Below are 24,900 nucleotides of genomic sequence, written 5' to 3'. Positions count from 1 at the left end.
CGCCATGCCGTGACGCTAGGCACGGCGGGGAGACGAGGGGTGTCGACGGGGTGTCCGGCGGACGACGGAGCGGCGACGGATGAGGGCCGACGGGCTAGGGGATCAGGCGCTCCGCGCGGTAGCGGTCGAAGAGCGCCGTGAACGAGTCGACCGTCCGGTGGAACGCCGTGAAGCCGGCGAGGCGGGACTTGCCGATGTCGGTGACGACCTCGAGGTTCCGGCCGAGGTCGGCGTCGGTGTGCCACCAGGAGGCGACGCGGGAGAGGTCGGGCTCGATCAGCCCGTGCTCGTCGACGAGGCGCCGCCAGACGGGCTCGGCATCGGCCATCTGCTGCTCGAGCGGCTGCGGCTCCTCCCCCGGGCCGACCGGCTCGACGCCGAAGTGCTCAGCGATCCGGGTCCACATCCAGCGCCAGCGGAAGACGTCGCCGTTGACCACGTTGAAGGCCTGGTCGCGGCCCGCCTCCGACGTCGACGCCCAGAGCATCTGCTCGGCGAGGATCGTCGCGTCGGTCATGTCGGTGAGTCCGTTCCACTGCGTGAGCGAGCCGGGGAACACGAACGGGGTGCCCTCGGCACGGTGGATCGACGCCGCGACCGCGAGGGTCAGCCCCATGTTCATCGCGTTGCCGACGGCGTGCCCGATGACCGTGTGCGAGCGGTGGACCGACCAGGTGAACCCGGCGCGCCCGGCCGCGGCGAAGAGCTCGTCCTCCTGCGCGTAGTAGAAGTTCGGGGCGTCGAGGCGCTCCTCCTCCTCGTGGAACGGGGTGTCGGGCATCGCGCCCTGCCCGTACGCCTCGAACGGTCCGAGGTAGTGCTTGAGGCCGGTCACCAGCGCGACGTGCTCGACGGGAGCGTGCGCGAGCGCGGCGAGGAGGTCGCGGACCATGCCGCCGTTGACCGCGATGTTCTCCTCCTCCGTCGCCTGGCGCGACCAGGCGGTGAAGAAGACGTGCGTGGGGCGCTGGTCGGCGAGCACGCGGGCCAGGTCCTCGGCGGAGCGCAGGTCGGCGGCGAGCGGAGTGACGCCGGGGCGCGCGTCGATCGGGCGGCGCGAGAGGGCGGTCACCGGCCAGCCCTGCTCGGTGAGCAGGTCGACGAGGGCGGAGCCGCCGATGCCGGTCGCACCGACGACGAGGGCGCTGCGGGGGTCGGACGGGGGGACGGGAGTGGTGGAGGACATCCCCTGGGCCAACAGCCCCGGGGGCGAGGCATTCCCCGATCCGGGCGTCACGGAGGGACACCGGAGGTCACGGAGGGACACCGGGCGTCACGGGCGGACCGCGGACCGGGCTCCTCCCCTACCGTCGAGCACGAGCCGCCCGGGGTGGGCGCAGCGGAACAGGAGCCGACGATGACCGCGACCGACGTGCGGGCCGTGCCCGAGGTGGACTACGAGGAGCTGGCGGGGCGGTTCCGGCCGCTGTTCGCCGAGATCGCGGCGGGGGCGGCGGCGCGGGAGAGCGCGCGCGAGCTGCCGGTCGCGCAGATCCGAGCGCTGGCGGACGCCGGGTTCGGCGCGGTGCGCGTGCCGCTGGAGTCCGGCGGGGCCGGCGCGAGCCTCCCTCAGCTGTTCCGTCTGCTGACGGAGCTGGCCGCCGCCGACTCCAACCTGCCCCAGGCGCTCCGCGGCCACTTCGCCCTGGTCGAGGACCGGCTGCTCGCGACCGACGGGACCCGCGAGCGCTGGCTCCGGCGCTTCGCCGACGGCGAGCTCGGCGGCAACGCCTGGACCGAGGTCGGCACGGTCGCGATCGGCGATGTGCAGACGAAGGTCGCTCCGGTCGACGGCGACCCGACGCGGTTCACGGTGACCGGCACGAAGTACTACTCCACCGGCAGCGTCTTCGCGGACTGGATCGACACCTTCGCCCAGCGCACCGACACCGGGCAGAAGGTGATCGCGATCGTCGACGCTCGCCAGGCGGGCGTCGAGCACGCCGACGACTGGGACGGCTTCGGCCAGCGCACCACCGGCTCGGGAACGAGCACCTTCACGGAGGCGGTGGTCGCGGCCGAGGACGTGATCGACTTCGAGACCCGGTTCCGCTACCAGACCGCGTTCTACCAGGCGGTGCTGCTGGCTGTGCTGGCGGGCTCGATCGCGGGGGCCGAGCGCGAGATCGCGGCCGAGGTGCGGGCGCGGACCCGGATCTTCTCGCACGGGAACGCCGAGTCGTTCGCGGCGGATCCGCAGATCCTGCAGGTGGTGGGACAGGTCTCGGCCGCCGCCTATGCGGGAGCGGCGATCGTGGAGCGCGCGGCGGTCGCGCTGCAGCGGGCGCACGACGCGGCCCTCGACGGCGACCCGCTCGACGACGAGCGGCAGAACGACCTCGCCGAGCTCGAGACGGCGCAGGCCCAGATCGTCCTGACGCAGCTGGCCACCCGGGCGACCTCCGATCTCTTCGACGCGCTGGGCGCCTCCGGGGTGAGCACCCGCAAGAACCTCGACCGGCACTGGCGCAATGCGCGCACGGCAGCGAGCCACAATCCGTGGGTGTTCAAGGCGCGGATCGTCGGCGACCACGCGGTCAACGGCACCGTGCCGCCGCGGGTCTGGGCGATCGGCGCGGGGCCGAAGCGGTAGTCGCCTCTGCGCCGGCCGGGGGCGGTGGACAGCCGGCGAGGGCGGAGGAGAGGATCGAGGGGGCGGCGACGCGGCCGCCGCGGACGAGGGGGCTCGCGATGATCCGGACGACGACCGCGAGGGGCGCCGGTGCGCTGCTCGCCTGCGGGGCGGGGCTGCTCGCGCTGAGCGGCTGCACGGGAAGCGCCGACGAGGGGACGGCCCCGACGACCGCTCCACCGCTGGTCTCGAGCGCTCCGACGCCGAGCAGTGCCGTGCCGACCGCGAGCGCCGGCAGCGCGACTCCTCTGCCCACCGCGACCCCGGCCACCGCCCTGCTCCCCTGCGAGGACCTGCTCACCGCCGAGGAGGAGGCGTCGCTCGCCGAGGACGGTCTCGCCCTCTCGCCCGAGACGACGGTCTACGACGTCGACTACCCCGTCGTGCAGGAGATCGCCGAGGACGGGGTGCTCTGCCGGTGGAGCGGCCAGGGCGACGTGTCGGTCGTGGTCGGGCAGCTGGCGGTCCCGGACGCGGAGTGGCCTGACCGGAGCGCCGCGCTCCTCGCGGACGGGTTCACCGCCGACGACACCGCGGCTCCGGGCTTCCTCGACGGGCCCGACGGACCGGACGAGAGCTACCCCGGCCGCGGCGTCCTCCACCGCGACGGCGTCCTCTACTACGTGAGCTACTCCGGGATCGTCGGCTCGATCGTGCCGCTCTCCGGCTGAGGCGGCGGATCGAGAGCCCAGGGCGGGCGCCCAAGGTCGGCGCTGCTCCCCGTCGTCAGCTGCTCCCCGTCGTCAGCTGCTCGCCGTGGTGGTCGAACGACAGCGGGACTCCCGCCTCGGCGCACTCACGGCCGATCAGGTCCATGGCGTTCCAGAAGTACTCGCTCGCTCGTCGATCCCCGGAGATCGCGGAGAGCAGATTGCTCGTGGCGAGACGAGCAGCGTCGGACGCGATCGAGTTCGAGGAGCTCTCGTCGAAGCCCTCGAGGGCTTCGCGAAACGGTGGACGCAGAACGGGATCGAGTTCCGGCGCGTAGTCGTTCAACGTGGGCTCGAGCGGGACACAGGGAGCGGCCTCCTGATCGCCTCCCGGCTCGGTGCAGCCCACGAGGAGCAGCACGGATACGAGTACCGCCGATGAGGCGGTCGTGCGGTCCACCATCGTTCATCGCTCGATGTGCATCGTCCCCGTCGTGACCCGGACCGCGCAGGCCTTCTTGCGATATTCCGGGGCACTGGTCTCGAAGATGTGATCGCAGGTCGAGACGCCGGTGTACCACTTCACGCACCCCCCTTGAAACTCGTCCTCGCAGTTCTTGTTCGGCTGAATCGGAGCGGCCGAGGCCACCTGCGCCCCGAGAACCGACGTCAGCGCCAGCGCGACGACAGCGAGACCGGACCCGAACCACAGAGAACTCTTCATGACGTCTCCTCATTCGCCGGCAGATCCGCCGGATCCTGGGAACGTGTCCATCGAGGAGAGGGTGTCGGACGGTCGGCGCGAACTCGACACATCGAGGCGCGGGCCGGGCCCTCGAGAAGGGGTAGCGTCGACAGGTGCGATTCCCGTGGCGTTCCCGAGACAGCGAGCGACTGCCGCGGGACGTGCTCGTGCTGGGGGTCGTCGCCTTCTTCGTGATGCTGGGGTTCGGCGTCGTCGTGCCGGTGCTGCCGACCTACGTGCGCAGCTTCGGCGTCGACTACACGGCGGTCGGCGCGGTCGTCTCGGCGTTCGCGCTGATGCGGCTGGTCGCGAATCCGTTCGTGGGGCCGCTGGTCGACCGGTTCGGCGAGCGGGTCGTGCTCGCCGTCGGCATCGGCATCGTCGCGCTCTCCTCGGCGCTGGTCGGCTTCGCCTCCGACTACCCGCACCTCCTCCTGCTGCGCGGAGTCGGCGGCATCGGCTCCGCGATGTTCTCCGTCGCCGCGATGACGCTCCTCCTGCGCACCGCGAGCCCGGAGCGGCGCGGCCGCTCGATCGGCTTCTACCAGGGCGGCTTCCTCCTCGGCGGCATGGCGGGCCCCGCGGTGGGCGGCGTGCTCACGGCGATCTCGCTCACGGCCCCCTTCTTCTTCTACGCCGGCACGCTCGCGATCGCGGGGCTCGTCGGGCTGATCCTGCTGCAGAGGCCCGAGCGCGACGCGGCGCCGTCCGCCGCGGCTCGGACGAAGCCGCTGCGCGAGGTGGCCCGCGACGGCCGGTACCAGAGCGCGGTGCTGGCGAACTTCGCCCTCGGCTGGTCGGCGATGGGAGTCCGCGCGACGCTCGTCCCCGTGCTCGTCGTCGAGGGGCTCGGCGGGCAGCCCGCCTGGACCGGCATCGCGTTCGCGATCGCCGCGGTGGTGCAGACGATCGCGCTCGCGCCCGCCGGCCGCTTCGTCGACACGGTCGGCCGGCGCCCAGCGCTGATCGGCGGGTTCTCCGTCGCGGCGGTGGCGATGCTGGCGATGCCGTTCGTCTCGGAGCTGTGGCTGCTCGTCGTGCTGCTCTGCGTCTACGGAGCGGCGGCCGCCTTCATGGGCACGGCCCCGGGTGCGCTGGTCGGTGACGCCGCGGGCGAGCGCGGCGGCAAGCCGGTCTCGGTGTTCCAGGCCGCGTCCGACCTGGGCGGCGTGATCGGGCCGCTGCTCGCGGGCGCCCTCGCCGACGCCGCGTCGCCGACCGCGGCCTTCGCCTCCGCCTTCGTGCTGCTGGCGGCGAGCGCGCTGCTCGGCCTGCGGATCCCGCGCTCGCCGATCGCCTAGCTGTTCCGCCCGCGGGCGTCGACGGGCCAGACGGCGCCGCCGCCGTCGCGGAGGAGGACGCGGTACTCGTCGGCCAGGTTCACCGCGACGCAGACGTGGTTCGGCGCGATCCGCACGCGCGTCCCCACCGGGAGGTCGACTCCGGTGATCGTCGCATGGTGCTCCGAGAGCACTGGGATGCGCGCCTCCGGGTGCTCCGGGAGGCGGCCGAAGCCGCTCGAGGCCGCGCCGCGGTCGGAGGAGAGCACCTTGCTGCCCGCGTCGGCGATCAGGTGGTCGGCGCGGCGGGACACGATCGTGGCGAGGACGGTGACGGCGATGTCCTCGGGGGCCATCGTGCCGATCTCCCACTGCTGGGCGTCGCCGAGGGCCGAGACTCCGGGGCGCAGCTCCGTGAGCACCGAGGAGTCGGCGAACGCCGCCGAGGGGGTCGAGCCTCCGCTGACCACGCGGGCCTCGACTCCGGACGCCGCGAGCGACGCGACCGCCTCGGCGAGCGCGCGCGCCTCGTCGCGGGCGGCCGCCGCTCCGTTGCCGGCCGCGTAGCTGTGGCCGGGGAAGGTGAAGACGCCGGCGACGTCGAGCCCGGCGGAGACGGCGGCCGCGGCGATCGGGCCGGCCTCGGTGGGGAGCACGCCGCTGCGGTGGTGGCCGGAGTCGATCTCGACGACGACCTCGAGCCTCTCGCGCTCGGGCAGGGCCGCGGCCAGGCGCTCGGCCGACTCCGCCGAGTCGACGCCGACCCGCACGCGGGCGCTCGCGAGGACGTGGCCGAGCCGCCCGGCGCGCTCGGCGTCGAGCCAGAGCGGGTAGGCGATGAAGAGGTCGCCGATCCCTCCCGCGGCGAAGACCTCGGCCTCCGAGACGGTCGCGATGGTGAGGCCGACGGCCCCCGCGGCGAGCTGGCGGCGGGCGATCTCGAGCGACTTGTGCGTCTTCGCGTGGGGGCGGAGCGCCAGGCCCCGCTCGCGGGCAGCCGCGGCGACGGCGGCGATGTCGCGGTCGAGCACCGCCTCGTCGAGCACCAGCGCCGGAGTGGCGAGAGCGTCGAGCACGGCGGAGCGGCCGGAGGAGTCGGCGGCGGTATCGACGGTCACGCGCCGAGCCTAGGCCGAACCACCGGCCCTCGTCCGGCCGTCACGGCGGCCTCGGGCCGGTCCGCCGCCGGTCGTCGAGCCCCGCGGAAGGCCCCGCGGATGGATCCCGTCGAGCAGGACACCTCGTCGACCTCGGAGGCGGCCGCGCCGCTCCGCTCCGACACCGTCCTCCGGATCGCCCACCTCTCCGCCGGGACGCTCGCGACGACGCTCCTGGGCTTCGGCGTGGTCGGGCTGAGCACTCTCGTCCACTGACCGTTCATCCTCCGCGGGATGCGGGAGGGCCCCGGCGCTGCCAGGCTGAGCGGATGACTCCGCAGTCCTCCCGCCTCCGACCCTTCGGCCCGTCCGGCGCCACCGTCACCCGGCTGACCCTCGGCACCTCCTGGCGCCCCGAGCGCGTCGCCGACCTCGACCGGGTGCCGGCCCTCGAGCGCGTCCTCGACTCCGACGCCGCCACCCGCGCCGTCTCCGTCGTCGACACGTCCAACGAGTACGCCGGCGGCCACAGCGAGCGCCTGATAGGCGAGGCCCTGCAGGCCCGCGGCGGCGTCCCCGAGGGGATCACCGTGGTCACCAAGCTCGACCGCGACCCGAGCACCGGCAGCTACTCGGCCGAGCGGATGCGCCGCAGCCTCGACGAGAGCCGCGAGCGCCTCGGGATGGACGTCCTCCCCCTCCTCTACCTGCACGACCCGGAGCGCATCTCGTACGACGAGGCCTTCGCCGAGGACGGCCCGGTCCGCGCGCTCGTCGCGATGAAGGAGGCGGGCGTCGCCCTCTCGATCGGGATCTCCGGCGGACCCGCGCCGATGCTGCGCCACTACGTCGACACCGGCCTGTTCGACGCCGTGATCACCCACAACCGCTTCACGCTGGTCGACCGCTCCTCCGAGGAGCTGATCGACGCGTCCGTCGACCGCGGCGTGATCGTGGTCAACGCGGCGGTCTACGGCGGAGGCGCCCTCGCACGCTGGCCGGAGCCGGTCGCCTCCTACGCCTACCAGCCGGCGCCGCGCGAGATCGTCGACGCCGTCGCGGCGATGGGAGCGGCCTGCGACCGGGCGGGCGTGCCGCTCGCCGCCGCCGCGCTGCAGTTCTCGACGCGCGACCCCCGCGTGACGACGACGGTCGTCGGCGCCACGTCCGCCGAGCACTACGACTCCTTCGTGGCCGACGACGCGCTCGAGATCCCCGACGCGCTGTTCGAGGAGCTGGAGTCGCTCGCTCCGCCGAGCACCGTCTGGCAGGACGCGCCCGGGGCGACCTGGCCGCGCTGATCCGGGCATAGCCGGGCTCTCCTCCCGGTTGGAGCACATGACCCCCTCCGCGAGAAGCCGTCGGCGTGCGCCCTCATCGGCGTATCGCGTACCGAAGCGGCGTTCCGCGGAGAAGCACGACAGGAGAGACATGTCCGACACCGCCTTGTTCCAGCCGCTGACGCTCCGCTCGAGGACCGCGCGCAACCGCCTCTGGGCGGCGCCGATGTGCCAGTACTCGGTGGAGGCGCAGGACGGCGTGCCCACCTCGTGGCACCTCGTGCACCTCGGCGGGCTCGCGCGCGGCGGATCGGGCGTCGTCATCGCGGAGGCCACCGCCGTCGTCCCCGAGGGGCGGATCAGCCCCTGGGACACCGGGCTGTGGAACGACGAGCAGCGCGACGCCTGGGCTCCGATCGTCGATTTCGTGCACGGGCAGGGCGCGCTCGCGGGCGTGCAGCTCGCCCACGCGGGCCGGAAGGCGTCGACCTACCGCGAGTGGAGCGGACGCGGATCCGTGCCGCTGGAGGACGGCGGCTGGCCGACCGCCGCTCCCTCGGCCGTCGCGTTCGAGGGCTACGCGGAGCCGCGCGAACTGGCGGCGGAGGAGCTGCCCGGCCTCGTCGAGGCGTTCCGCGCCTCCGCCCGCCGCGCCGCGGACGCCGGCTTCGATGTGATCGAGCTGCACGCCGCGCACGGGTACCTGCTCCACCAGTTCCTGTCGCCGCTCTCGAACACCCGCGAGGACTCCTACGGCGGCTCGCTCCAGAACCGGGCGCGCCTGCTGCTCGAGGTCGTCCGCGCGGTCCGCGCCGAGATCGGGGAGCTCGTGCTGCTCGTCCGCTTCTCCGCGACCGACTGGGCCGAGGGCGGCTGGACGCTGGAGGAGACGATCACCGTCTCGGAGTGGGCGCGCGCCGAGGGCGTGGACCTCTTCGACGTGTCGACCGGCGGACTCGTGCACGCCAGCATCCCGGTGGCGCCGCTCTATCAGGTGCCGTTCGCGCGCGACCTGCGGAAGGCGACCGGTGCGCTGGTCGGTGCCGTGGGACTCATCACCACGGCGGAGCAGGCGGAGGGCGTGGTCGCGAACGGCGACGCCGACGTCGTGCTGCTCGCGCGCGAGCTGCTGCGCGATGCGAACGCACCGGTGCGGATGGCGCACGAGCTCGGCGCGGACCTGCCGGTGCCCCCGCAGTACACCCGGGCCTGGCGCTGAGCCATCAACCGCGAGATGCCACCTGTGCGCACGCCTCGCGGCGTGTCGTATGCACAAGTGGCATCTCGCGGAGGAGAGCGGTCGGGCTCCCCGGAGGAGAGCGTCAGCTCTCGGAGGGCTCCTCGGGAGCGTCCTCCTCGGGGTTGAAGTGCGAGTCTCCGGAGACCCCCACCGCCAGCCCGTCCTCGGAGTGCGGGATGGTCTCGTCGTCGCCGAGACCGTTCGCCTTCTTCTCGCCCTCGGACGAGGTGGCTGCGTCGGTCACGGCTCAGGCCTCGACGTCGCCGCGCCAGGCACCGTCGGGGGTGCCCTGCTTCTCGATGTACTCCTTGAAGTTGTTCAGGTCCTTCTTCACGGCGTGGCTGCCGGCGCCGACGAGCGAGCCGAGCGTCTCGAGGAAGCCCTTCGGCTCCCAGTCGAGCTGCACGGTGACGCGGGTCTCGGTGTCGGAGAGCTTGTGGAAGGTGACGACGCCGGCGTGGTCGGTCTCGCCGCCAGTGCTGTTCCACGCGACGCGCTCGTCGGGGTGCTGCTCGGTGATGTTCGCCTCGAACTCGCGCTCGACGGGACCGACCTTCACCTTCCAGACGGTGAGGGTGTCGGTGACCTGCTGGATCGACTCGACCTCGTCGAGGAAGCGCGGGAACTCCTCGAACTGGGTCCACTGGTTGTAGGCGACGGACACGGGGACGTTGACGTCGACGGTCTCGATGATCTGCGGCACGGTGGTGCTCCTTGCTGTCTCACTCGGTGTGCGGCGTTCCGCTGCTGCGGTCGTCACGCTCGACGTTAGGCGGGAGCCGCCTGGGAACGCACCGGGTTGCGGACTCCCTCGAACGTGGTAGGCGGAGGCGGTGCTGCGGTGCGCGCGCCGGGACGTCCGCGGGAGGGCGGCTTCCGGACGGCACGGCGGCGTCTCGGGAGCGGCAGCGCCGCTCAGCCGGCCGGCTCCTCCATCGGTCGATCGCCCTCGGCATCGAACCTGACCGCGGAGGACAGCAGGTCGCTGGCGAAGAACGGGTTGTGATGACGGCGGAGGGGGCTGCCGCCTCGCCGCATCAGCGTCGTATTGAGCTTGTATGCGGCCTCGACGAACGGCTCGAAGTCGAGCGCCTCCCAGAACTGCTCCCACGACTCGAACTCCCAGGAGCTGACCTCCGCGCTCTTGTAGCTGGTCGAGTACTCGATGCCGAAAGCGGGCGGGAGCTCACTGACTCCCTGCTGACCCAGCCGCTCCGCGAACGTCGGTGCATCGACATTGACAGCGATGACGATCTCCCCGGTCTCCAGGTCCTCCTGAACGAAGACCGTCTCCAGCACTCCGCAGCTCAGAGTGAGGAGGCGGCGCCGCTTCTTCGTCCGCCTCGTGGACGGCAGAGCGGACACCGTCCACAGGATCTGCTGTGTTCCGAACGGATCGGGGACCGTTTCGCCGATGTACCTGCCCAGGGCGGCGGAGAGGTCGAGGTAGTCCTCGCGGCGGACCAGCTCCCAGAACCGGCCCGGCATCGTCGCCTCGCCCTCCTCGCCCACACGCGGACGGTCGGCCCTGTTCCAGGGCAGAAGGACGCTCCGCCCCTCCTCCGGGGTGACACCGAGGTCGTCGACGCCTCCCGGCCAGCCGGTGAGCGCGAGGTTGCGCAGGCTGTGCTCGGCCTCCTGCCTCCGGATCTCGGCCACTTCCGCGCGGTCGAGGTCGTCACGTCGACACGGAGCGAAGCGGAAGGCGACGACGTCGCCGTGGTGGCGTCTGTGCGTCGCGTACCGGCTCACGATGTTCGTGGTCTGACCGACGTACCGCTGGCCGTTCTCGAACTCCAGGACGTAGATCCCGCAGAGAGTGGTGCGGTCGAGGAACAGCGATGCCGCCGATCCTGCGGCGCTCATGTCGTAGCGGGTGAAGGAGAGCACGGGGACGAGGGGTTCGAGCACCCTCGAACCCTACGACCCGGGCGATCGAGGGACGCCGGCCCGTCGAAGCGACTCGCCGCACCCGGACACCGCCCTCAGCACCGAGACACCGCGTCGTGGCCGGTGCCTCGGCGCTGGAGCGGTGTCTCGGAGCTGGCCGCGGTCAGCGGTCCTGCGGGTCGCCGCCGAGCTGGCCGATGGCGGGGAGGGGGCCGCCGTCGTCGGCGCCGGTGCGGCGCCAGCGGGCGATGGCGTTGCCCAGGTGGTAGATCACGAGGGCGGCGCCGGCGCCGAGGACGATGCCGCCGAGCTCGAAGCCGCCGGAGGAGAACGAGAAGCCGGCGATCGCGATCACGAGGGAGACCGCGGCGGTGTACTGGTTGACCGGGCGCGAGAAGTCGACGCGGTTGTCGATCCAGATCTTGATGCCGATCACGCCGATCAGGCCGTAGAGCGCGGTGGTGGCGCCGCCCAGGACTCCGGCCGGGATCGAGTTGAAGACGGCGCCGACCTTGGGCGAGAGGCTGAGCAGGATCGCGGTGACGCCGGCGACCCAGTAGGCGGCCGTCGAGTACACGCGGGTGGCCGCCATCACTCCGATGTTCTCACCGTAGGTCGTGGTGCCGGAGCCGCCGAAGGCGCCGGAGAGGGTGGTCGCCACGCCGTCCGCGATCAGAGCCCGGCCGGTGCTGGCGTTGGCGGAGGCGTCGGTCATCGTCGCGACGCCGCGGACGTGTCCGACGTTCTCGGCGATGAGGACGAGCACGACCGGCAGGAACATCGCGATGCCCGACCACGTGGATCCGGAGGCGAAGTCGGGGAAGGTGAACGGCGGCAGCCCGAACCAGTCGGCCGCACCGACCGCGGAGTAGTCGATCTCGTTCCGGAGCAGGGCGACGACGTAGCCGATGACCACGCCGAGGAAGATCGAGACGCGGCCGAGGAAGCCGCGGAGGAACACGCTCGACAGGATGATCGCGGCGAGCGTGATCGTCCCGGTGATCGGCGCCTGCTTGAAGCTGAGGTACGCGGTCGGAGCCAGGTTGAACCCGATCAGGGCGACGATCGCGCCGGCGACGACCGGCGGCATCAGCCTGTCGATCCAGCCGAGGCCGACGACCTGCACGAGGACGCCGACGGCGGCCAAGAGGAGGCCCACGGCGACGACTCCGGCGAGCGCCGACCCCGTCCCTCCGACGGCGGTCGCGGCCGTGACGGGCGCGATGAACGCGAAGCTCGAGCCGAGGTAGCTGGGGAGCCGGTTGCGCGTGATCAGGAGGAACAGCAGCGTCCCGACTCCGGAGAAGAGCAGGGTCGTGGCGACCGGGAACCCGGTGAGCACGGGCACGAGGAACGTCGCTCCGAACATGGCGACGACGTGCTGGATTCCGATGGCGATCGTGGCCGGCCAGGCGAGCCGCTCGCCGGGGGCGACGACGGCGCCGGGCTCGACGGTGCGGCCGTCTCCGTGCAGGGTCCAGATGGGCATGGGGCTCCTCGGCGGGGAAGGGAGGCGGGGGTCGACGTTCACAGTAGCGAGGGGTCTGGCCGTGCCGCGGCACCCGACCTACGATCGGGCCATGGACGGAGCGCGGCGTCTCGGCGAGGAGGAGTTCTCCGCGCACCTCGCCGAGCGGGTCGCGCGGATCCGCGGGTCGTTCGGCGACCTCCCGCTCTGGGCGGTCTCGGGCTGGAGCGGTCCGCGGCTGCTGGCGGAGTGGACGCTGACGGGCGGCCCGCGGGGGCTCTCGTTCCTCGCCGACGACGCGGTCCCGGGCGGGCCGGGGCCCTCCGTCGAGATCCGCACGACCCTCGGCGATCCGCGGCACGACGTCGCGCTGCTCTGCTGCCGGGAGGAGGCGCCCGTCTCGTTCGTGCAGCCGGAGGCGCTGCCCGCTCCTACGCGGATCGCGGAGATCCCCGTCGACGGGGCTCCGGAGCCCTTCGAGGTGTGGGAGGGAGCCGGGGCCGTGCGCGCGGCCGCCTGGGTGCGGGGGCACGTCCTCACGCTCGAGTGCCGCGGAGTCGATCTGGACGCTCTCGCGTTGAACGAGGTGGACGACATCGAGCCGTTCGTGGCCGGCTGGCTGGAGTTCGTGGGCGCCTCGCGGCGTTGAGCGCCGACCCGCGCTCCCTCGGTGCTGGGAGAGCGCGGAGTCCCGCTCGGCGCGCCGGTGAAAGATGTGCGCCGATCCCGGACAGGAGGGAGCATGAGGCACATGCCAGCTCCCCTCGCGGGTCCCGACCGGTTCGCCGCGGTCGCCGCCGCGGTCGCCGATCCCGTCCGCCGCTACCTCTGGCGGCGCACCGACTCCGCCACCGCCGACGACGTGCTCGCCGCGACGCTCTCGGTGCTCTGGCGCCGCAGCGCCGACGTCCCCGAGGACGACCCGGTGCCGTGGGCGATCGGCGTCGCCCGGCTCCAGCTGCAGAACGCCCGGCGGATGCAGCGCCGCCAGGTCATGCTCGCCCAGCGGATCGCGGTCGTCGATCCGCCGCAGGTGCAGATCGACGAGGGCGAGGCGTCGGGCGCGGCGGAGACCGTGCGCCTCGTGCTCGCCCGGATGCGCGAGCAGGACGCCGAGCTGCTGCGCCTCTGGGCGTGGGAGGAGCTCGACGTCCGCGGGATCGCCGCGGTCCTCGGAGTCACGGCGAACGCCGTCTCGATCCGCCTCCATCGCGCGCGGCGCCGCTTCGCCGAGCTCTACGACTCCACCGACCCGCACGCGCCCGAAGGGGGACTCCGATGACCGGAACCGACGACGAGGACGTCCGCCGCCTCCTCCGCACGGTCGACCCCGCGCGGAGCCTCCCCGCGCTCGACCGCGACGAGCTCGCCGAGCAGATCGCCGCCGCGACGGGTGAGGGCACGCGGACGGTGCACTCCCGCCGCCGCTCCCCCTGGCTGATCGTGGGAGTCGGCGCGCTGAGCGCCGGGGCCGCCGCCTCCCTCCTGCTGCCCTTCGCGCTCGGCGTGGGCGGGGGCAGCACCTCGACGCTGATCCTGCCGAGCACGGGCGGGCCGATGGCCGCGTGCTCGCCGGTGACGGCCGCCGCGCTGGCCCCCGCTCAGCTCGCGTTCCGGGCCGAGGTCCGCTCGATCGACGGGAGCACCGTCACCCTGCACGTGCTCGAGCGCTACGCGGGCGAGGTCGGCGACGGCGTCACGGTGACCCAGGGCAGGGAGACGGCGGTGGACGGTGCCCCGATCGTGTTCGAGACCGGGGTCGACTACCTGGTCGCGGCCGACGGCGACACGATCCTGACCTGCGGCCTCAGCGGCGAGAGCTCCCCCGAGCTCGCGGCGCTGTACCAGGAGGCGTTCTCGCGGCAGTAGGCGGAGGCGGTTGGCGGCCCGCGCGGGCGGTGGCAAGGGCCTCCCCGATCGGGGGGAGCGGCGCGCAGGCTGAGGCCTGGGCCTCTCGGTCCTCCCCTCCGGTCGCCCGGCGGCGCCCGCGGGCCCTCCGCGACGCCGCCCCGCCCGCCCCGCAGGAGGCCCGCATGCCGGTGTTCCGGCTCCTCGAACCGCACCACGCCGCCGGCGTCGCACTCACCGACCTCGCGAGCGATCGGCTCCGCCTCCACGGCGACGGCTCCGACGTCCGCATCACCGCGGTGACCGTCGCGCACACCGAGGCGGGCCCCGGCGCCCTCGTCGCCGCGCTCCCCGGGAGGAGGAGCCACGGGGCCCGGTTCGCGGCCGACGCGGCGGCGGCAGGAGCGGTCGCCGCGCTCACCGACGCGGGCGGGCTCGACGAGGCGCGCGCCTCCGGACTGCCCGTCCTCCTCAGCGACGACCCCCGCACCGCGCTCGGCCCGGTCGCCGCGCAGGTGTACGGCACGAGGAGCGGACCGGTGCTCCTCGGCGTGACCGGCACCAACGGCAAGACCAGCACCGTGCACCTCCTCGACGCGATGCTCCGGCAGCTGGGCGTCGTCTCGGGGCTGAGCTCCACCGCCGAGCGCCGCAGCGCCGACCACGTGGTCGCCAGCCGCCTCACCACGCCCGAGGCCTCCGAGCTGCACGCGCTCCTCGCCCGGATGGCGGAGGACGGCGTCGAGGCGGCGGCGATCGAGGTCAGCGCTCAGGCGCTCGTGCGCTCCCGGATGGAGGGGATTGTGCTCGACGTCGCCGGGTTCACCAACCTCAGCCACGACCACCTCGACGACTTCGGCGACCTGGACGAGTACCTCCGCACCAAGCAGCGCCTGTTCACGCCCGAGCGGAGCCGCCGCGGCGTCGTGGTCGTCGACACCGAGGCGGGGTGCCGGGTCGCCCGCGAGGCCTCCGTCCCGGTCGTCACGCTCTCGGCCGGGGACGGAGCCGACTGGCGGATCGACGTGCTCGAGACCGCGGTCGACCGCACCCGCTTCCGACTCACCGCCCGCGACGGCTGGTCGACGATCACCTCCGTCCCGCTCCTCGGACGCCACATGGCCTCGAACGCGGCCCTCGCGCTGGTGATGCTGATCCAGGCGGGCCACGCGCGCGACCGGGTGGCCGATGCGGTCGTCTCCGGGATCGACGTCACCGGGCCCGGGCGGACGCTGCTCGTGTCCGGCGCCGACGGGCCGCGGGTGTTCCTCGACTTCTCGCACACGCCCGACTCGGTCGCGCGCACCGTCGACGCCCTCCGCGAGGTGACGCCCGGCCGTGTGCTCGTCCTCCTCGGCGCCGACGGCGACCGCGACCCGAGCAAGCGCGCGCCCATGGGCCGGGCCGCTGCCGAGCGCGCCGACCTGGTGATCGTCATCGACCACCACCCGCGCTTCGAGGACCCCGCGCGGATCCGCCGCGCCCTGGTCGACGGCGCCCGCCGCGTCGAGCGCTGCGAGGTGCTCGAGATCGCGGAGCCGGCCGACGCCGTCCGCGCCGCGCTGCACCGGGCCGGCCCGTCCGACTCCGTCCTCTGGGTCGGCCCCGGCGACACCGACTACCGCGTGGTCGGCGCCGACGACCTCCCCTACTCGCCCCGCGCCGACACGGCCCGCGCGCTGGCCGAGGCCGGCTGGAGCGTCGACCTGCTTGACTGACCGGGTGTTCTCGACCCTCCCGGTGCGCCGCGTGCAGGCCCGACCCGAGCACCCCGCCGACCTCGCGCGGTGGCCCGCGACGCTCGCGCCGGTGCGGCAGGTGCTGGCCGAGGGCTGGGACCTCGGCCAGGTGACGGTGATCACCGGCGAGAACGGCTCGGGCAAGTCGACGCTGCTCGAGGCGGTCGCCCTCGCCTACGGGTTGAACGCGGAGGGCGGATCCACGGGTGCGATGCACTCCTCCCGCGCCTCGGAGTCGGACCTGGCCGAGCACCTCCAGCTGGTCCGCGGGGCCGGGGCGTCCAAGCGCGGCTTCTTACTCCGCGCCGAGACGATGCACGGCTTCTTCAGCTACCTGGAGGAGGTGGGGATCGACGGCGGGTACCACGAGCGGAGCCACGGCGAGTCGTTCCTCGACATCGTGGCGAACCGCTCCCGGATCAGCGGGCTGTGGCTCCTCGACGAGCCGGAGTCGGCCCTCTCGGTGTCGGGCTGCCTCGCCCTGATCGGGCAGCTGCGCGACCTGGTCGCCGGCGGCTCGCAGGTCGTCCTCTCCACGCACTCGCCGATCCTCGCGGCCCTCCCCGGAGCCGACCTCTACGAGCTCGACGAGACGGGCCTGCGCCCCTGCCGCTACGACGACCTCGACCTGGTGCGGACCTGGCGCGGCTTCCTCGACCAGCCGGCCCGCTTCCTGCGCCGGCTGGAGTAGGTCGGCGGGCGCTCAGCCGCGCCGGAACGGGCCGTCCGTGTTCACCACGAAGGGAAGTACGTCGGCAGGCAGCCCCGTTCTCGTGCATCCCGAGCCGCCCGGGCGCAAGTCTCCGCCGGCACGAGCACTGTCAGGCCGCGGAGGCCGCCGTCGGCCGGGCGACCCGGGGCGCCCAGCCCACCGCGATCGCGGCGCCGGCGAGCGCGAGCTGTCCGAGCGGCGGCAGGATCGCCGAGACCAGGGAGCCGTCGCCGCCGGAGGTCACGAAGGTGTCGGCGACCGACATCCCGAAGCCGAACCCGGCGAAGAAGCGGAAGGCGACGGCGCCGGCGACCAGGGCGAGCATGAGCACCGCGATCCGCCGCGGAGTGAGCGGCGACCTCCGGCCGACGAGGGCGCCGACCGTCACGACGATCGCGGCGGCCGTCCAGAACGCGGCCCAGCCGGTGACCCAGATCGCGTGGGAGCCGAACTCGAAGCCGTCGCGCTCGGACATGGTCGCGTAGATCTCAGCCAGGGCCACGCCCGGGACCTTCGCCTGCGGATTCCAGACCAGCAGATCCACCGCGCCCACCACCGTGACGCCCGCCACGAGCGCGAGGCCCGCGAGGGCGACGGGGAGGCGCTGAGCGCGGGTCGCCGTCCGCGGTGCGAGGGCGATGGTCCGCGAGCCGCCGAGGACGATCGCCCCGCAGACGAGTCCGGCGAGGGAGACGGGCAGGCCGACGAGGGCGAGGGGTCCGGGGAGGAGGAGGCCGGCCGCGGTGAGCACCGGGCCGACGACGGCCGCGACCAGGGAGATCCGCGCGAGCACCGTGCGGGCCGACGCCGCGGCGCCGAGGAGGTGGATCGCGCCGAGGACCGCGACCGCGACGGCGGCGACGAGCACCGCGGTCTGCACGGCGCCGACGGCGGCCAGGGCGGTGTCGGAGGCAGCACCCGGCTCGGGGACGATCCCGCCGCCGGTCAGCGCGATGCCGCTCAGCATCAGCGCGGCCGCGGCGAAGAGCGCGAGTCCGCGGCGGGCGAGGCGGCGCGGGAGCGTGCCCCGCGCCTCGCCGGTGTGCGCGGGCAGGTCGCGGTCGACGCTCACCAGCAGGGCGAGCGCTCCGAGGACGACGCCGCGCCGGGGCAGTCCCAGCTCGGCGGCCCCGGCCAGGTCGGCCCGCCACTCCTCGAGGTAGCGCTCGCGGGCGAGCGGGGGCAGCAGCAGCGACAGGAGCCGCAGGAGCGCGCTCATGCGGTCGCCTCCGCCGCTCGCGGCGCCGTCCGCGCGGTCGACCGCATCCGCTCGACGGCGGCCAGGGCTGCCGGGGCGCCCTCCGCGGTCAGCTCGTAGAGCCGGCGACGCGGGCCGCTCCGCTCGCTCGCGGCCTCCCACTCCGAGACCACCCAGCCCGCTCCCTCGAGCCGCTCCAGGATCGGGTAGACGCTGCCCGCCGGTCGCCCGGTGGCCTTGATCACGACCATGCCCCAGGTCGGGCCGTCGGCATCGAGGAGGGTCCGGAGGACGTCCGCGGTGGCGGACGTGAGGCGAGGGAGTGGCTGCACAGGGCCGACGCTACCTATGTAGAGATAGCGGAGTCAATCGGATCGCCTCCGTGCGTACGGGCGATACCACTCCACTCCCCGGCCGCGGTCGGGCCCTCAGTCGTGCGACGACTTCGCCGCCCCCGTCCGAGGAGGACCGGAGTCGGTTCCGGCCCCGCCGCCCTGATCGGCGAGATCGGCGCCCTGATCCTCCGATGACCAGGGCGGGATCAGCTGACGCATCACCCTTCCCGGCGGGACGTCGCCGAGCAGACGAGCACAGGCGCGTCCGCCTCCGCGATCCGGTCGTCGACCCCACAGCAGCCGCGGACACGGCCGCCGGACCCCGCACGCAGAGCGTCGGCCGAGAGCAGCCGCCCTCCACCCTCGGGGACGGCGGGCACTCTCGGCCGACGTTCTGCGCGCGAGCGCGGGGACTACTTGCGGAACATCCGTGCCGTGGTCTCGAAGAGGCCCTTCACGGGGCGCTGCTGCTCGCCCTGCTGGGCGCCGAGGACGATGATGACGGCGGTCAGCACGGGGATCGCCCACTGGGTGACCTTCTGCACGCGGAGGGCCGTGGTCAGCTCCTGCGAGTTCTGCTCCGACGCCTCGGTCACCCCGGGGGCGCCCTCGTCGGCGTGCTTGGCCTGCGTCGCTCCGGCGACCGCGGCGATCACCGAGGCGGCGCCGGCGAGCCCGGTCACGACGGTCTTGACGACCGTGTTCGTGCGGCTCTCCTGCTGGTTGGCCAGGCGGGTCTTGTTGGCGAGGACGAGTCCGATGCCGCCGACGCCGTGGGCGGCGATCGCGGCGAGCTGCACGGGGGTCCAGCGGGCCCAGCCGTTCGAGGAGAGGCGGAGGCGCTCCGCCGGGTCGGACGAGGTGGACGCGGCACCGTTCAGGCCGACGGCGCCCATGAGCGAGCCGCCGAACCAGGCGGCGGCTCCGAGGTCGTGGAGACTGCGGACGAGGGTGTTGCGGGAGGGCATGTGGGCCTCTTCTCTGCCGACGGCGGACGCCGGCGGTGGTCGGCTGGTGCGGACTCCTCCGACGCTACGCGCGCCCTGGAACCGCGCACGGGGCTTGACCTCTCCCCCTCCGACACGCTCCGCTGGAGGTCACCGACCGACCCGAGGAGCCCCGCGATGCCCACCGACGACGAGAAGCGGACGACCCGCGACGAGTTCCACGACGCCGTGAACATGACCGCGAAGGAGCTCGAGGAGTGGCTCGGCACCGACGAGTCGAAGGAGGTCGGCCAGAAGCCGGAGGGCGGCGGCGAGTCCGTCGGCCACGAGAGCGGGCGCCGCATCGTCGACCTGCTCGGCACGAAGCAGGCCGACCTGAGCGACGACGACTACGCCCACATGACGAAGGTCGTCGGCTACGTGCACCGGCACGCGAAGCAGCGTCCCTCGGGCGATGTCACCGAGACGAAGTGGCGCTACTCCTTGATGAACTGGGGCAACGACCCGCTGAACGGCTGACCCGGTCCGAGAGCTGCGCTCAGCACATCCCGAAGAGGTTGCAGAGGGCGCCGCGGTCCTGGATCGACTCCATGCCGCCCGGCTTCTGCACCTTCGGCAGCTCGTAGGAGGCGGCGACCGTCTGCACGCCGGCGGACGAGGCGGCCTGCACGGGAGCGGCGGCAGGAGCAGCGGCGGGAGCGAGGACGGCTCCGAGGGCGAGTGCGGCGGCGGCGAGGATCGGGGCCATGGTCGTTCTCCTGTGATCGAGGGGTGCGATCGGCTCGACCGCTCCACCAGCATGGCGACGCCCCGTCGCACCGCTCCTGTACGAAAGACCAGTCCGCCCTTGTACGGAAGGCCGACGGGGCTCGGAGAAGGCTTCGGTACCCTGGTCCCGTGGTGGGGACGACGCGGTGGACGAACGACGTTCGGACGCTGCCCGGCGGCTGGATCACCCGGTCCCTCCTCCTCGGCTCCTTCACGCTCCTCGTCGTCATCGACCTGATGGGCGGCAGCGTCGACCTCACGTCGGTCCGCGGCTGGATCGAGCTGGCGCTCCCCTACCTGCCGCTCCTGGCGCTGCTCGCCGGCGCGATCCCCGCGGCGGTCTCGCTCTACCTCGTCTACGCCGTCGTCCTGATGCTCGGCGCCCCGCCGCTGCTGCTCGCGGCGCTGATCTTCCCGACCATCGTGGTGGTCGGCTTCGTCACCTTCCTCCTCCCCTGGCGCGCGGGGCTCGTCTTCGTGCTCGGCACCCTCGTCCTCCTGCCCGCGGTGCTGCTCGTCGACCGCGCCATGGGCACGGCCGTCTACGTCCTGGGCGCGTTCGTCCTCTTCGGCGGCACCGCCGGGCTGGGCCTGAACGCCTTCCGGGGCCGCAGCGAGCGGAGCGAGCGCCGGGCCGACCGCATCCAGGAGGAGCAGGCGCGGATCCGCAACGAGGAGCGGACCCGGCTCGCGCACGAGCTGCACGACATCGTCGCGCACGAGGTCACCATCATCGCCATGCAGGCCCGCCGCGCGACCTCGGTCGAGGACCCGGCCAAGACCGAGCGCATCCTCGAGAGCATCGGCGACGCGGCGCAGCAGGCGCTGCAGGATCTGCGGAGCCTCGTGACGCTCCTCCAGGACGAGGACGAGGCAGGCGCTCCCGCCCGCGGCGACTCCGACCTGCTCGGGACCCCGGAGGTCTCGGGCGCCACGACCACCGCCGTCGGCTTCGTCCACGACGTGCGGAACGTCGCCGACGCGATCGAGCGCGCGGGCTTCCGGGTCCGCCTCGACGTGGCGGGCTCCGTGGCGCAGGTGCCCGCGAGCCTCCGCCAGGTGCTGCGGCGCACGGTCCGGGAGCTGGGCACGAACGTGCTCAAGCACGGCGACACCGCCGGTGAGGTGCAGCTCCGGCTCGAGGTGTCGGGGGGCGAGGTGCAGCTGAGCTCCTCCAACGCGATCGCCTCCGCGGCTCCGATCGTCTCCTCGCACCTCGGGATCGAGGCGATGTCGGCCCGCTGCGCCGTCTTCGGCGGGCGGCTGGATGCGGGAGCCCGCGGCGGCCGCTGGACCACGACCATGACCATCCCTCTCGAGGGCCGGGCGTCCGGTGCGCTCGTCGCGGGGGCGACCGACGAAGGACGAGAGCGATGACCCGCGTGCTGCTGGTGGACGACGAATCGATGACCCGCGAGATCCTCCGCGACTACCTCTCGCAGGACCCGGCGATCGAGGTGGTGGGCGAGGCCTCCGACGGGAGGATCGCGGTGCAGCAGGCGGCGACGCTCCAGCCCGACCTGATCCTGATGGACATGCAGATGCCGGTCATGAACGGCGTCGCCGCGACCGAGCGGATCCACGCCGAGCACCCGGGCATCGCGATCCTCGGGCTCAGCACGTTCACCACGGACCGCTACGTCGTCGACCTGCTCCGCGCGGGCGCCTCCGGCTACCTGGTCAAGGACACGAAGCCGCGGGAGATCATCGCGGCGGTGCACGCGGTGCTCGCGGGCGAGTCCGTGCTCTCCGCCGAGGTCACGCGCCACGTGGTGAAGGGGCTCGAGGAGTCGGTGCCGGCGGAGACGGTGCCGGACCCCGATCTGCTCGAGGCGCTCACCGAGAAGGAGCTCGAGGTGATCCGCCTGCTCGCCCGCGGGATGAGCAACCGCGAGATGGCGCAGGAGCTGTTCGTCACCGAGTCGACCGTGAAGGCGCGGTTCGTGAAGGTGATGGAGAAGCTGGGCGTGCGCGACCGGGTGCAGATCCTGGTCTCGGCGATCGAGCACGGGCTCGTCGACCTGGGGACGCGTCCCGGCCGGAGCTGATCGAGCCCGCCGGATTCAGCCCCAGCCGACCACGTCGGCGACGGGCCGCACGAGCCCCGCGACCGCCCGCTCGAGCGCACTCTCGTCGACCGCGGCGAGCGCCGACTCCGGATCGAGCACCAGGGCGCCGCCCCAGCCCATCACCTCGTACTCCACCAGGGTGCGCGCGAGCGTCTCGGGCGACCGCCAGGCGCGGAGGAGGTTCGCCCGCGCGAACGCGTGCGCGGCGCGTGCTCCCTCCCCGTGCGCGGCGCGGCCGTCGAGGACGGTGCGCAGCACGGTCTCGAGGGTCGGGATGCCGTGGCCGGCCGGGGAGACGACCTGCCAGGTGAGGGAGGGGCGGCTCGAGCGCAGGCCCCGCGCGACCTGGGCGGCCGCATCGCCGCCGGCGGAGCGCAGTGCGGCGGGGACGAGCGGCTCGGCCCCCGCGGTGAGGCGGCACAGCGCCAGGAACGTCGCGGCGTGGCCGACATCGCCGGACGGGTCCGCGCCGGTGACGATCGTGCTCTCGTAGCCCTGCTCGCGGGACTGGTGCAGAGCGCTCGGCAGCGGAGCCGCGGCGGGCACGGAGACGGGCCGGGACGTCTCGCGGACGGCGCGTTCGGGCCCGACCACGGCGAGCACCGGATCCCCGGCTCCCTGGGCGCGCTCGAGCGTCAGGGCGGTCCAGGCCGCGGCGCCCTCCGGAGGGAGCACCGCGGTGAGGCTCTGCGCCCCGGCCGTCGCCGTCCACGCGAGCGAGACCGCTCCGGGGGGAACGGCCGAGCGGAGGCGGGCAGCGCGGTCGGGCCCGTCGTCCCCGGCCGGGTCGCGCCAGCCGAGGGCGACGACGGCGAAGCGGGAGCGCTCGTCGACGACGGCGAGCGGGGGTGCGGCGGTCATGGGCTCCTCCTTCCTGGAGGGGTGGAGGCGGCGGGAACGCCCAGTGCGGCGAAGGGCTGCTCGGCCAGGCGGGCCGCGGCGTCCGCGAGCAGCGGGCGCGGCGGCCGCGCGGCGAGGGAGTCGACGAGCTCGCCCGCGAAGCCGGGCGCACCGCGCAGCAGGGCATCCCGGGCGACGGTGCGGGCCAGACGCTCGTCGTCGTGCACCAGCCGCTCCGCACGCAGCACCGCGCGGTGCCGGGCGTGCTCGAGGGCGGAGTCGTCGCTCACCGCGAGGGCGCGGAGGCGGTGCCACGGATCGACGGGCACGGCGGTGTCGTCGACCAGCACGAAGAGGTCGTCGGCGACGGTGTCGCCCGGGCCGAAGAGTCCGGCGCTCGCGTCGAGTCCGGCCTGCGCAGCGAGCGCCTCGGCGGCGATCAGGTCGCCGAGCAGCTCGTCGGAGACGCGGGTCGACGGCGCGGCGGCGGTCGCGGCGAGCCGGCGGGCGGCGGGCTCGGCGCGGTACTCGGGGCGGGCCGTCCCAGGTGGGACGGCGACCGGTCCTGCCGGGCGATCGGGCGCCTCCGCGAGGGCCGCGACCAGGCGGTCCAGGAGCCGGGCGGGGTCGTCGGCCGTGACGCCGACCAGCACGGAGCCGGCCGGGCGGTAGTGGCGCCGGTGCAGCGCGCGCAGGACGGGCTCGGTCGCGCGGCCCTCGAGGTCGAGGTCGCCGCTGCCGTCGTGCGCGTTCGGGGCGTCGGCCCAGTAGCGGGCGGTCAGGTGCGGCCACGGCAGCACGCCGCCCGGAGCGGGGGCGAAGCGCGCGGCCCGCTCAGAGGCGACCGCGCGGATCTGCTCCGCGATCTGCTCCGGCCGGAAGGCGGGGCGGAAGACCTGCTCGACGAGCCGCTCCGCGATCACGGCGGCCGACCCGGGAGAACCCGTCTCGAAGAACTCGGAGTAGTCGAGGTGCGTGTGACCGCCGAGGACGCCGCCGCTCTCGGCGACGCGGGTCTGCCGGACGAGACCGGCGACCCCCTCGCTGTCCTGGTAGACGAGGTGCTCGATCAGGTGCAGCATCCCCTCCTCGCCGTCGCGCTCGTGGCGCATGCCGGCGGGCACGGCGAGGGCGACCGAGTCGTTGCGGACCTCCGGCCGGTGCACGACGAGCGCGCGGGCGCCGGAGGGCAGGGCGGCGGACAGGGTCGGGACGTCGCGGGCGCTCATTCCGCCCGCTCCCCCAGCTGTGCGGCGGACAGGCGCAGCAGCAGCCGCGCCTGATCGCTGCTGGCGCCCCCGGAGCGGTGCCAGTCGACGGCGTGCTGGGCCAGCCGGAACGCGGTGCCGACCCGCAGCAGCTCGGCGTCGTGGTCCTCCTCGAGCGAGAGTCCCCGGCGGAGCGCGTCGAGGGCCGGGCGGAGCGCGGGGTGGAAGGCGTGCAGCTCTGCGAGCTCCCCGAGCACCCAGGCGGCGTCCCAGACCGGGTCGGCGAGCCCGACGTCCTCGCCCGTGAGCAGAGCGACGCGGGTCCCGTCGACGACGAGGTGGGCGAGGCCGGGGTGGCCGTGGACCACGACCGCGGCCGGCGAGGCGACGACCGCCTCCGCCCAGTCGGCGAGCTCGAGGAGACCGCCGACGCCGAGCTCCTCGGCGGCGGGCGCCCAGCCACCGGCGAGCCAGCCGCGGGCGCGCTGCAGCGGACGCGGAGGGAGCGGCTCCCCGGCGGGCCGGGCGCCGTGGAGCGCGTCCAGCGCGCCCTTCCACTCGCGGCCGACGGAGACGAGCGCCTCCTCCGACAGCTCGTGGAGGAGCGCGGGCAGCAGGGCGCGGGCGGTGGTGCGGTAGCGGCGGATCGACGGGTCGGCGCCTCCCGGCACGATCCGGGGATCGGGCGCTGCGAGGCGGACGGGCACCGGCGAGAACGGCAGCGGCGCCTGCTCTCCGAGGCGGCGGGTCCAGACGGTGGTCCCGTCGGGTCCTTCCGAGAGCTCGGTCACGAGCAGCCCGGTGACGAGGGCCCGCGGAGGGGCGGTGGTGCTCACGCCGACCTCGCCTCCTCCGCCGCCGCCGGTGCCCTGCGCAGCGACTCCAGGTGGCGCAACACCGCGGGGAACGCGGGCGGCACCCAGGCGAGCGCCGTGTCGCTGGACTCGCTCGGCC

At 74.1% G+C, this 24,900-nt stretch carries 29 protein-coding genes; 14 read left to right on the top strand and 15 right to left on the bottom strand.

Translation table 11 applies throughout. From position 1 onward, the window contains the following. Positions 1–94: 94 nt before the first annotated feature. Positions 95–1,186 (bottom strand): SDR family oxidoreductase, encoded by a 1,092-nt coding sequence (locus C5C27_RS04590; RefSeq protein WP_104224165.1) that lies wholly within the window; start codon positions 1,184–1,186, stop codon positions 95–97. A 171-nt stretch (positions 1,187–1,357) separates the two neighbouring features. Between C5C27_RS04590 and C5C27_RS04585 the strand changes: the two genes are divergently transcribed. Together C5C27_RS04585 and C5C27_RS04580 are read left to right on the top strand one after the other, a co-directional pair. Next, positions 1,358–2,593, top strand: coding sequence for an acyl-CoA dehydrogenase family protein (locus C5C27_RS04585; RefSeq protein ID WP_104313740.1), 1,236 nt, complete (start codon positions 1,358–1,360; stop codon positions 2,591–2,593). A 98-nt stretch (positions 2,594–2,691) separates the two neighbouring features. After that, positions 2,692–3,303: a hypothetical protein gene (locus tag C5C27_RS04580; RefSeq protein WP_104313739.1), complete on the top strand. Its 612-nt coding sequence runs from the start codon at positions 2,692–2,694 to the stop codon at positions 3,301–3,303. Positions 3,304–3,358: 55 nt separating this feature from the next. On the opposite strand, the gene C5C27_RS04575 is transcribed toward C5C27_RS04580, so the two are convergent. After that, positions 3,359–3,745 (bottom strand): hypothetical protein, encoded by a 387-nt coding sequence (locus C5C27_RS04575; RefSeq protein WP_104313738.1) that lies wholly within the window; start codon positions 3,743–3,745, stop codon positions 3,359–3,361. A 3-nt stretch (positions 3,746–3,748) separates the two neighbouring features. Further along, positions 3,749–4,006 (bottom strand): hypothetical protein, encoded by a 258-nt coding sequence (locus tag C5C27_RS04570; protein WP_104237808.1) that lies wholly within the window; start codon positions 4,004–4,006, stop codon positions 3,749–3,751. A gap of 134 nt (positions 4,007–4,140) precedes the next feature. Here C5C27_RS04570 and C5C27_RS04565 point away from each other — a divergent pair, with 134 nt between their 5' ends. Further along, on the top strand, positions 4,141–5,328 hold the full coding sequence (locus C5C27_RS04565; protein ID WP_258066497.1) for an MFS transporter: 1,188 nt from the start codon (positions 4,141–4,143) through the stop codon (positions 5,326–5,328). Here the strand turns inward: C5C27_RS04565 and C5C27_RS04560 are convergent. Then, a complete protein-coding gene (locus C5C27_RS04560) occupies positions 5,325–6,425 on the bottom strand; it encodes an alanine racemase (RefSeq protein WP_258066496.1) in 1,101 nt (366 codons plus the stop codon). The two genes, C5C27_RS04565 and C5C27_RS04560, sit on opposite strands and share 4 nt — an antisense overlap. Before the next feature lie 99 nt (positions 6,426–6,524). Here C5C27_RS04560 and C5C27_RS17920 point away from each other — a divergent pair, with 99 nt between their 5' ends. The 3 genes from C5C27_RS17920 to C5C27_RS04550 all read left to right on the top strand — a co-directional run bounded on the left by C5C27_RS17920 (position 6,525) and on the right by C5C27_RS04550 (position 8,903). Next, entirely contained in the window at positions 6,525–6,680 is a 156-nt protein-coding gene (locus tag C5C27_RS17920; RefSeq protein WP_181133447.1) for a hypothetical protein, read from the top strand. A 53-nt stretch (positions 6,681–6,733) separates the two neighbouring features. Further along, positions 6,734–7,705, top strand: coding sequence for an aldo/keto reductase (locus tag C5C27_RS04555; RefSeq protein ID WP_104313737.1), 972 nt, complete (start codon positions 6,734–6,736; stop codon positions 7,703–7,705). Positions 7,706–7,835: 130 nt separating this feature from the next. Then, entirely contained in the window at positions 7,836–8,903 is a 1,068-nt protein-coding gene (locus C5C27_RS04550; protein WP_104313736.1) for an NADH:flavin oxidoreductase/NADH oxidase, read from the top strand. 103 nt (positions 8,904–9,006) lie between these two features. Here C5C27_RS04550 and C5C27_RS17915 read toward each other — a convergent pair whose 3' ends face one another. The 4 genes from C5C27_RS17915 to C5C27_RS04535 form a co-directional block, all read right to left on the bottom strand. Next, positions 9,007–9,168, bottom strand: coding sequence for a hypothetical protein (locus C5C27_RS17915; RefSeq protein WP_167299017.1), 162 nt, complete (start codon positions 9,166–9,168; stop codon positions 9,007–9,009). A 3-nt stretch (positions 9,169–9,171) separates the two neighbouring features. Further along, positions 9,172–9,627 carry an SRPBCC family protein gene (locus tag C5C27_RS04545; RefSeq protein ID WP_104224157.1) on the bottom strand — a complete coding sequence of 152 codons (456 nt, stop codon included), beginning with the start codon at positions 9,625–9,627 and terminating at the stop codon, positions 9,172–9,174. A gap of 212 nt (positions 9,628–9,839) precedes the next feature. Then, the gene (locus C5C27_RS04540) at positions 9,840–10,835 is read right to left on the bottom strand and encodes a GIY-YIG nuclease family protein (protein ID WP_104313735.1); all 996 of its coding nucleotides are present in this window, start codon (positions 10,833–10,835) and stop codon (positions 9,840–9,842) included. Between the two features lie 142 nt (positions 10,836–10,977). Continuing rightward, the gene (locus C5C27_RS04535) at positions 10,978–12,303 is read right to left on the bottom strand and encodes a uracil-xanthine permease family protein (RefSeq protein WP_104225956.1); all 1,326 of its coding nucleotides are present in this window, start codon (positions 12,301–12,303) and stop codon (positions 10,978–10,980) included. 91 nt (positions 12,304–12,394) lie between these two features. Between C5C27_RS04535 and C5C27_RS04530 the strand changes: the two genes are divergently transcribed. From C5C27_RS04530 to C5C27_RS04510, 5 genes are all read left to right on the top strand, one after another. Beyond that, on the top strand, positions 12,395–12,931 hold the full coding sequence (locus tag C5C27_RS04530; RefSeq protein WP_104237811.1) for a hypothetical protein: 537 nt from the start codon (positions 12,395–12,397) through the stop codon (positions 12,929–12,931). A 102-nt stretch (positions 12,932–13,033) separates the two neighbouring features. Beyond that, the gene (locus tag C5C27_RS04525; RefSeq protein ID WP_104313734.1) at positions 13,034–13,564 is read left to right on the top strand and encodes an RNA polymerase sigma factor; all 531 of its coding nucleotides are present in this window, start codon (positions 13,034–13,036) and stop codon (positions 13,562–13,564) included. Then, entirely contained in the window at positions 13,561–14,151 is a 591-nt protein-coding gene (locus C5C27_RS04520; RefSeq protein ID WP_104237812.1) for a hypothetical protein, read from the top strand. Before C5C27_RS04525 ends, C5C27_RS04520 begins: the two co-directional genes overlap by 4 nt. A 164-nt stretch (positions 14,152–14,315) precedes the next feature. Then, positions 14,316–15,848, top strand: coding sequence for a Mur ligase family protein (locus C5C27_RS04515; RefSeq protein ID WP_104313733.1), 1,533 nt, complete (start codon positions 14,316–14,318; stop codon positions 15,846–15,848). Between the two features lie 4 nt (positions 15,849–15,852). Continuing rightward, on the top strand, positions 15,853–16,560 hold the full coding sequence (locus C5C27_RS04510) for an AAA family ATPase (protein ID WP_258066495.1): 708 nt from the start codon (positions 15,853–15,855) through the stop codon (positions 16,558–16,560). Positions 16,561–16,690: 130 nt separating this feature from the next. Here C5C27_RS04510 and C5C27_RS17910 read toward each other — a convergent pair whose 3' ends face one another. The 3 genes from C5C27_RS17910 to C5C27_RS04495 all read right to left on the bottom strand — a co-directional run bounded on the left by C5C27_RS17910 (position 16,691) and on the right by C5C27_RS04495 (position 19,082). After that, the gene (locus C5C27_RS17910; RefSeq protein ID WP_181133446.1) at positions 16,691–17,800 is read right to left on the bottom strand and encodes a hypothetical protein; all 1,110 of its coding nucleotides are present in this window, start codon (positions 17,798–17,800) and stop codon (positions 16,691–16,693) included. Then, positions 17,797–18,111, bottom strand: coding sequence for a PadR family transcriptional regulator (locus C5C27_RS04500; protein ID WP_104237814.1), 315 nt, complete (start codon positions 18,109–18,111; stop codon positions 17,797–17,799). Before C5C27_RS04500 ends, C5C27_RS17910 begins: the two co-directional genes overlap by 4 nt. 416 nt (positions 18,112–18,527) lie before the next feature. Continuing rightward, entirely contained in the window at positions 18,528–19,082 is a 555-nt protein-coding gene (locus C5C27_RS04495; protein WP_104225093.1) for a hypothetical protein, read from the bottom strand. Between the two features lie 156 nt (positions 19,083–19,238). Between C5C27_RS04495 and C5C27_RS04490 the strand changes: the two genes are divergently transcribed. Then, the gene (locus C5C27_RS04490) at positions 19,239–19,580 is read left to right on the top strand and encodes a DUF3140 domain-containing protein (RefSeq protein ID WP_104313732.1); all 342 of its coding nucleotides are present in this window, start codon (positions 19,239–19,241) and stop codon (positions 19,578–19,580) included. Positions 19,581–19,599: 19 nt separating this feature from the next. On the opposite strand, the gene C5C27_RS04485 is transcribed toward C5C27_RS04490, so the two are convergent. After that, entirely contained in the window at positions 19,600–19,809 is a 210-nt protein-coding gene (locus C5C27_RS04485; RefSeq protein ID WP_104225965.1) for a hypothetical protein, read from the bottom strand. A gap of 149 nt (positions 19,810–19,958) precedes the next feature. Here C5C27_RS04485 and C5C27_RS04480 point away from each other — a divergent pair, with 149 nt between their 5' ends. Then, positions 19,959–21,206 carry a sensor histidine kinase gene (locus C5C27_RS04480; protein WP_258059356.1) on the top strand — a complete coding sequence of 416 codons (1,248 nt, stop codon included), beginning with the start codon at positions 19,959–19,961 and terminating at the stop codon, positions 21,204–21,206. Next, positions 21,203–21,877, top strand: a complete 675-nt coding sequence (locus tag C5C27_RS04475; RefSeq protein ID WP_104225096.1) for a response regulator transcription factor — start codon at positions 21,203–21,205, stop codon at positions 21,875–21,877. The genes C5C27_RS04480 and C5C27_RS04475 overlap by 4 nt, the downstream gene beginning before the upstream one ends. A gap of 15 nt (positions 21,878–21,892) precedes the next feature. Here the strand turns inward: C5C27_RS04475 and C5C27_RS04470 are convergent, their stop codons facing one another. The 3 genes from C5C27_RS04470 to C5C27_RS04460 are packed head-to-tail and all read right to left on the bottom strand — an operon-like array spanning position 21,893 to position 24,782. Then, complete coding sequence (locus tag C5C27_RS04470; RefSeq protein WP_104313731.1) at positions 21,893–22,759, bottom strand: hypothetical protein; 867 nt, start codon at positions 22,757–22,759, stop codon at positions 21,893–21,895. Further along, entirely contained in the window at positions 22,756–23,967 is a 1,212-nt protein-coding gene (locus C5C27_RS04465) for a pitrilysin family protein (protein ID WP_104313730.1), read from the bottom strand. The genes C5C27_RS04470 and C5C27_RS04465 overlap by 4 nt, the downstream gene beginning before the upstream one ends. Then, on the bottom strand, positions 23,964–24,782 hold the full coding sequence (locus tag C5C27_RS04460) for a hypothetical protein (protein ID WP_104313729.1): 819 nt from the start codon (positions 24,780–24,782) through the stop codon (positions 23,964–23,966). Before C5C27_RS04460 ends, C5C27_RS04465 begins: the two co-directional genes overlap by 4 nt. Between the last annotated feature and the right edge of the window lie 118 nt (positions 24,783–24,900).

Origin of the sequence: Rathayibacter sp. AY2B7 (assembly GCF_002931635.1) — a bacterium.
Taxonomy (GTDB): domain Bacteria; phylum Actinomycetota; class Actinomycetes; order Actinomycetales; family Microbacteriaceae; genus Rathayibacter.
Note: the sequence above shows the minus strand (reverse complement) of the source record. Positions and strands in the feature narration are given on the sequence as shown.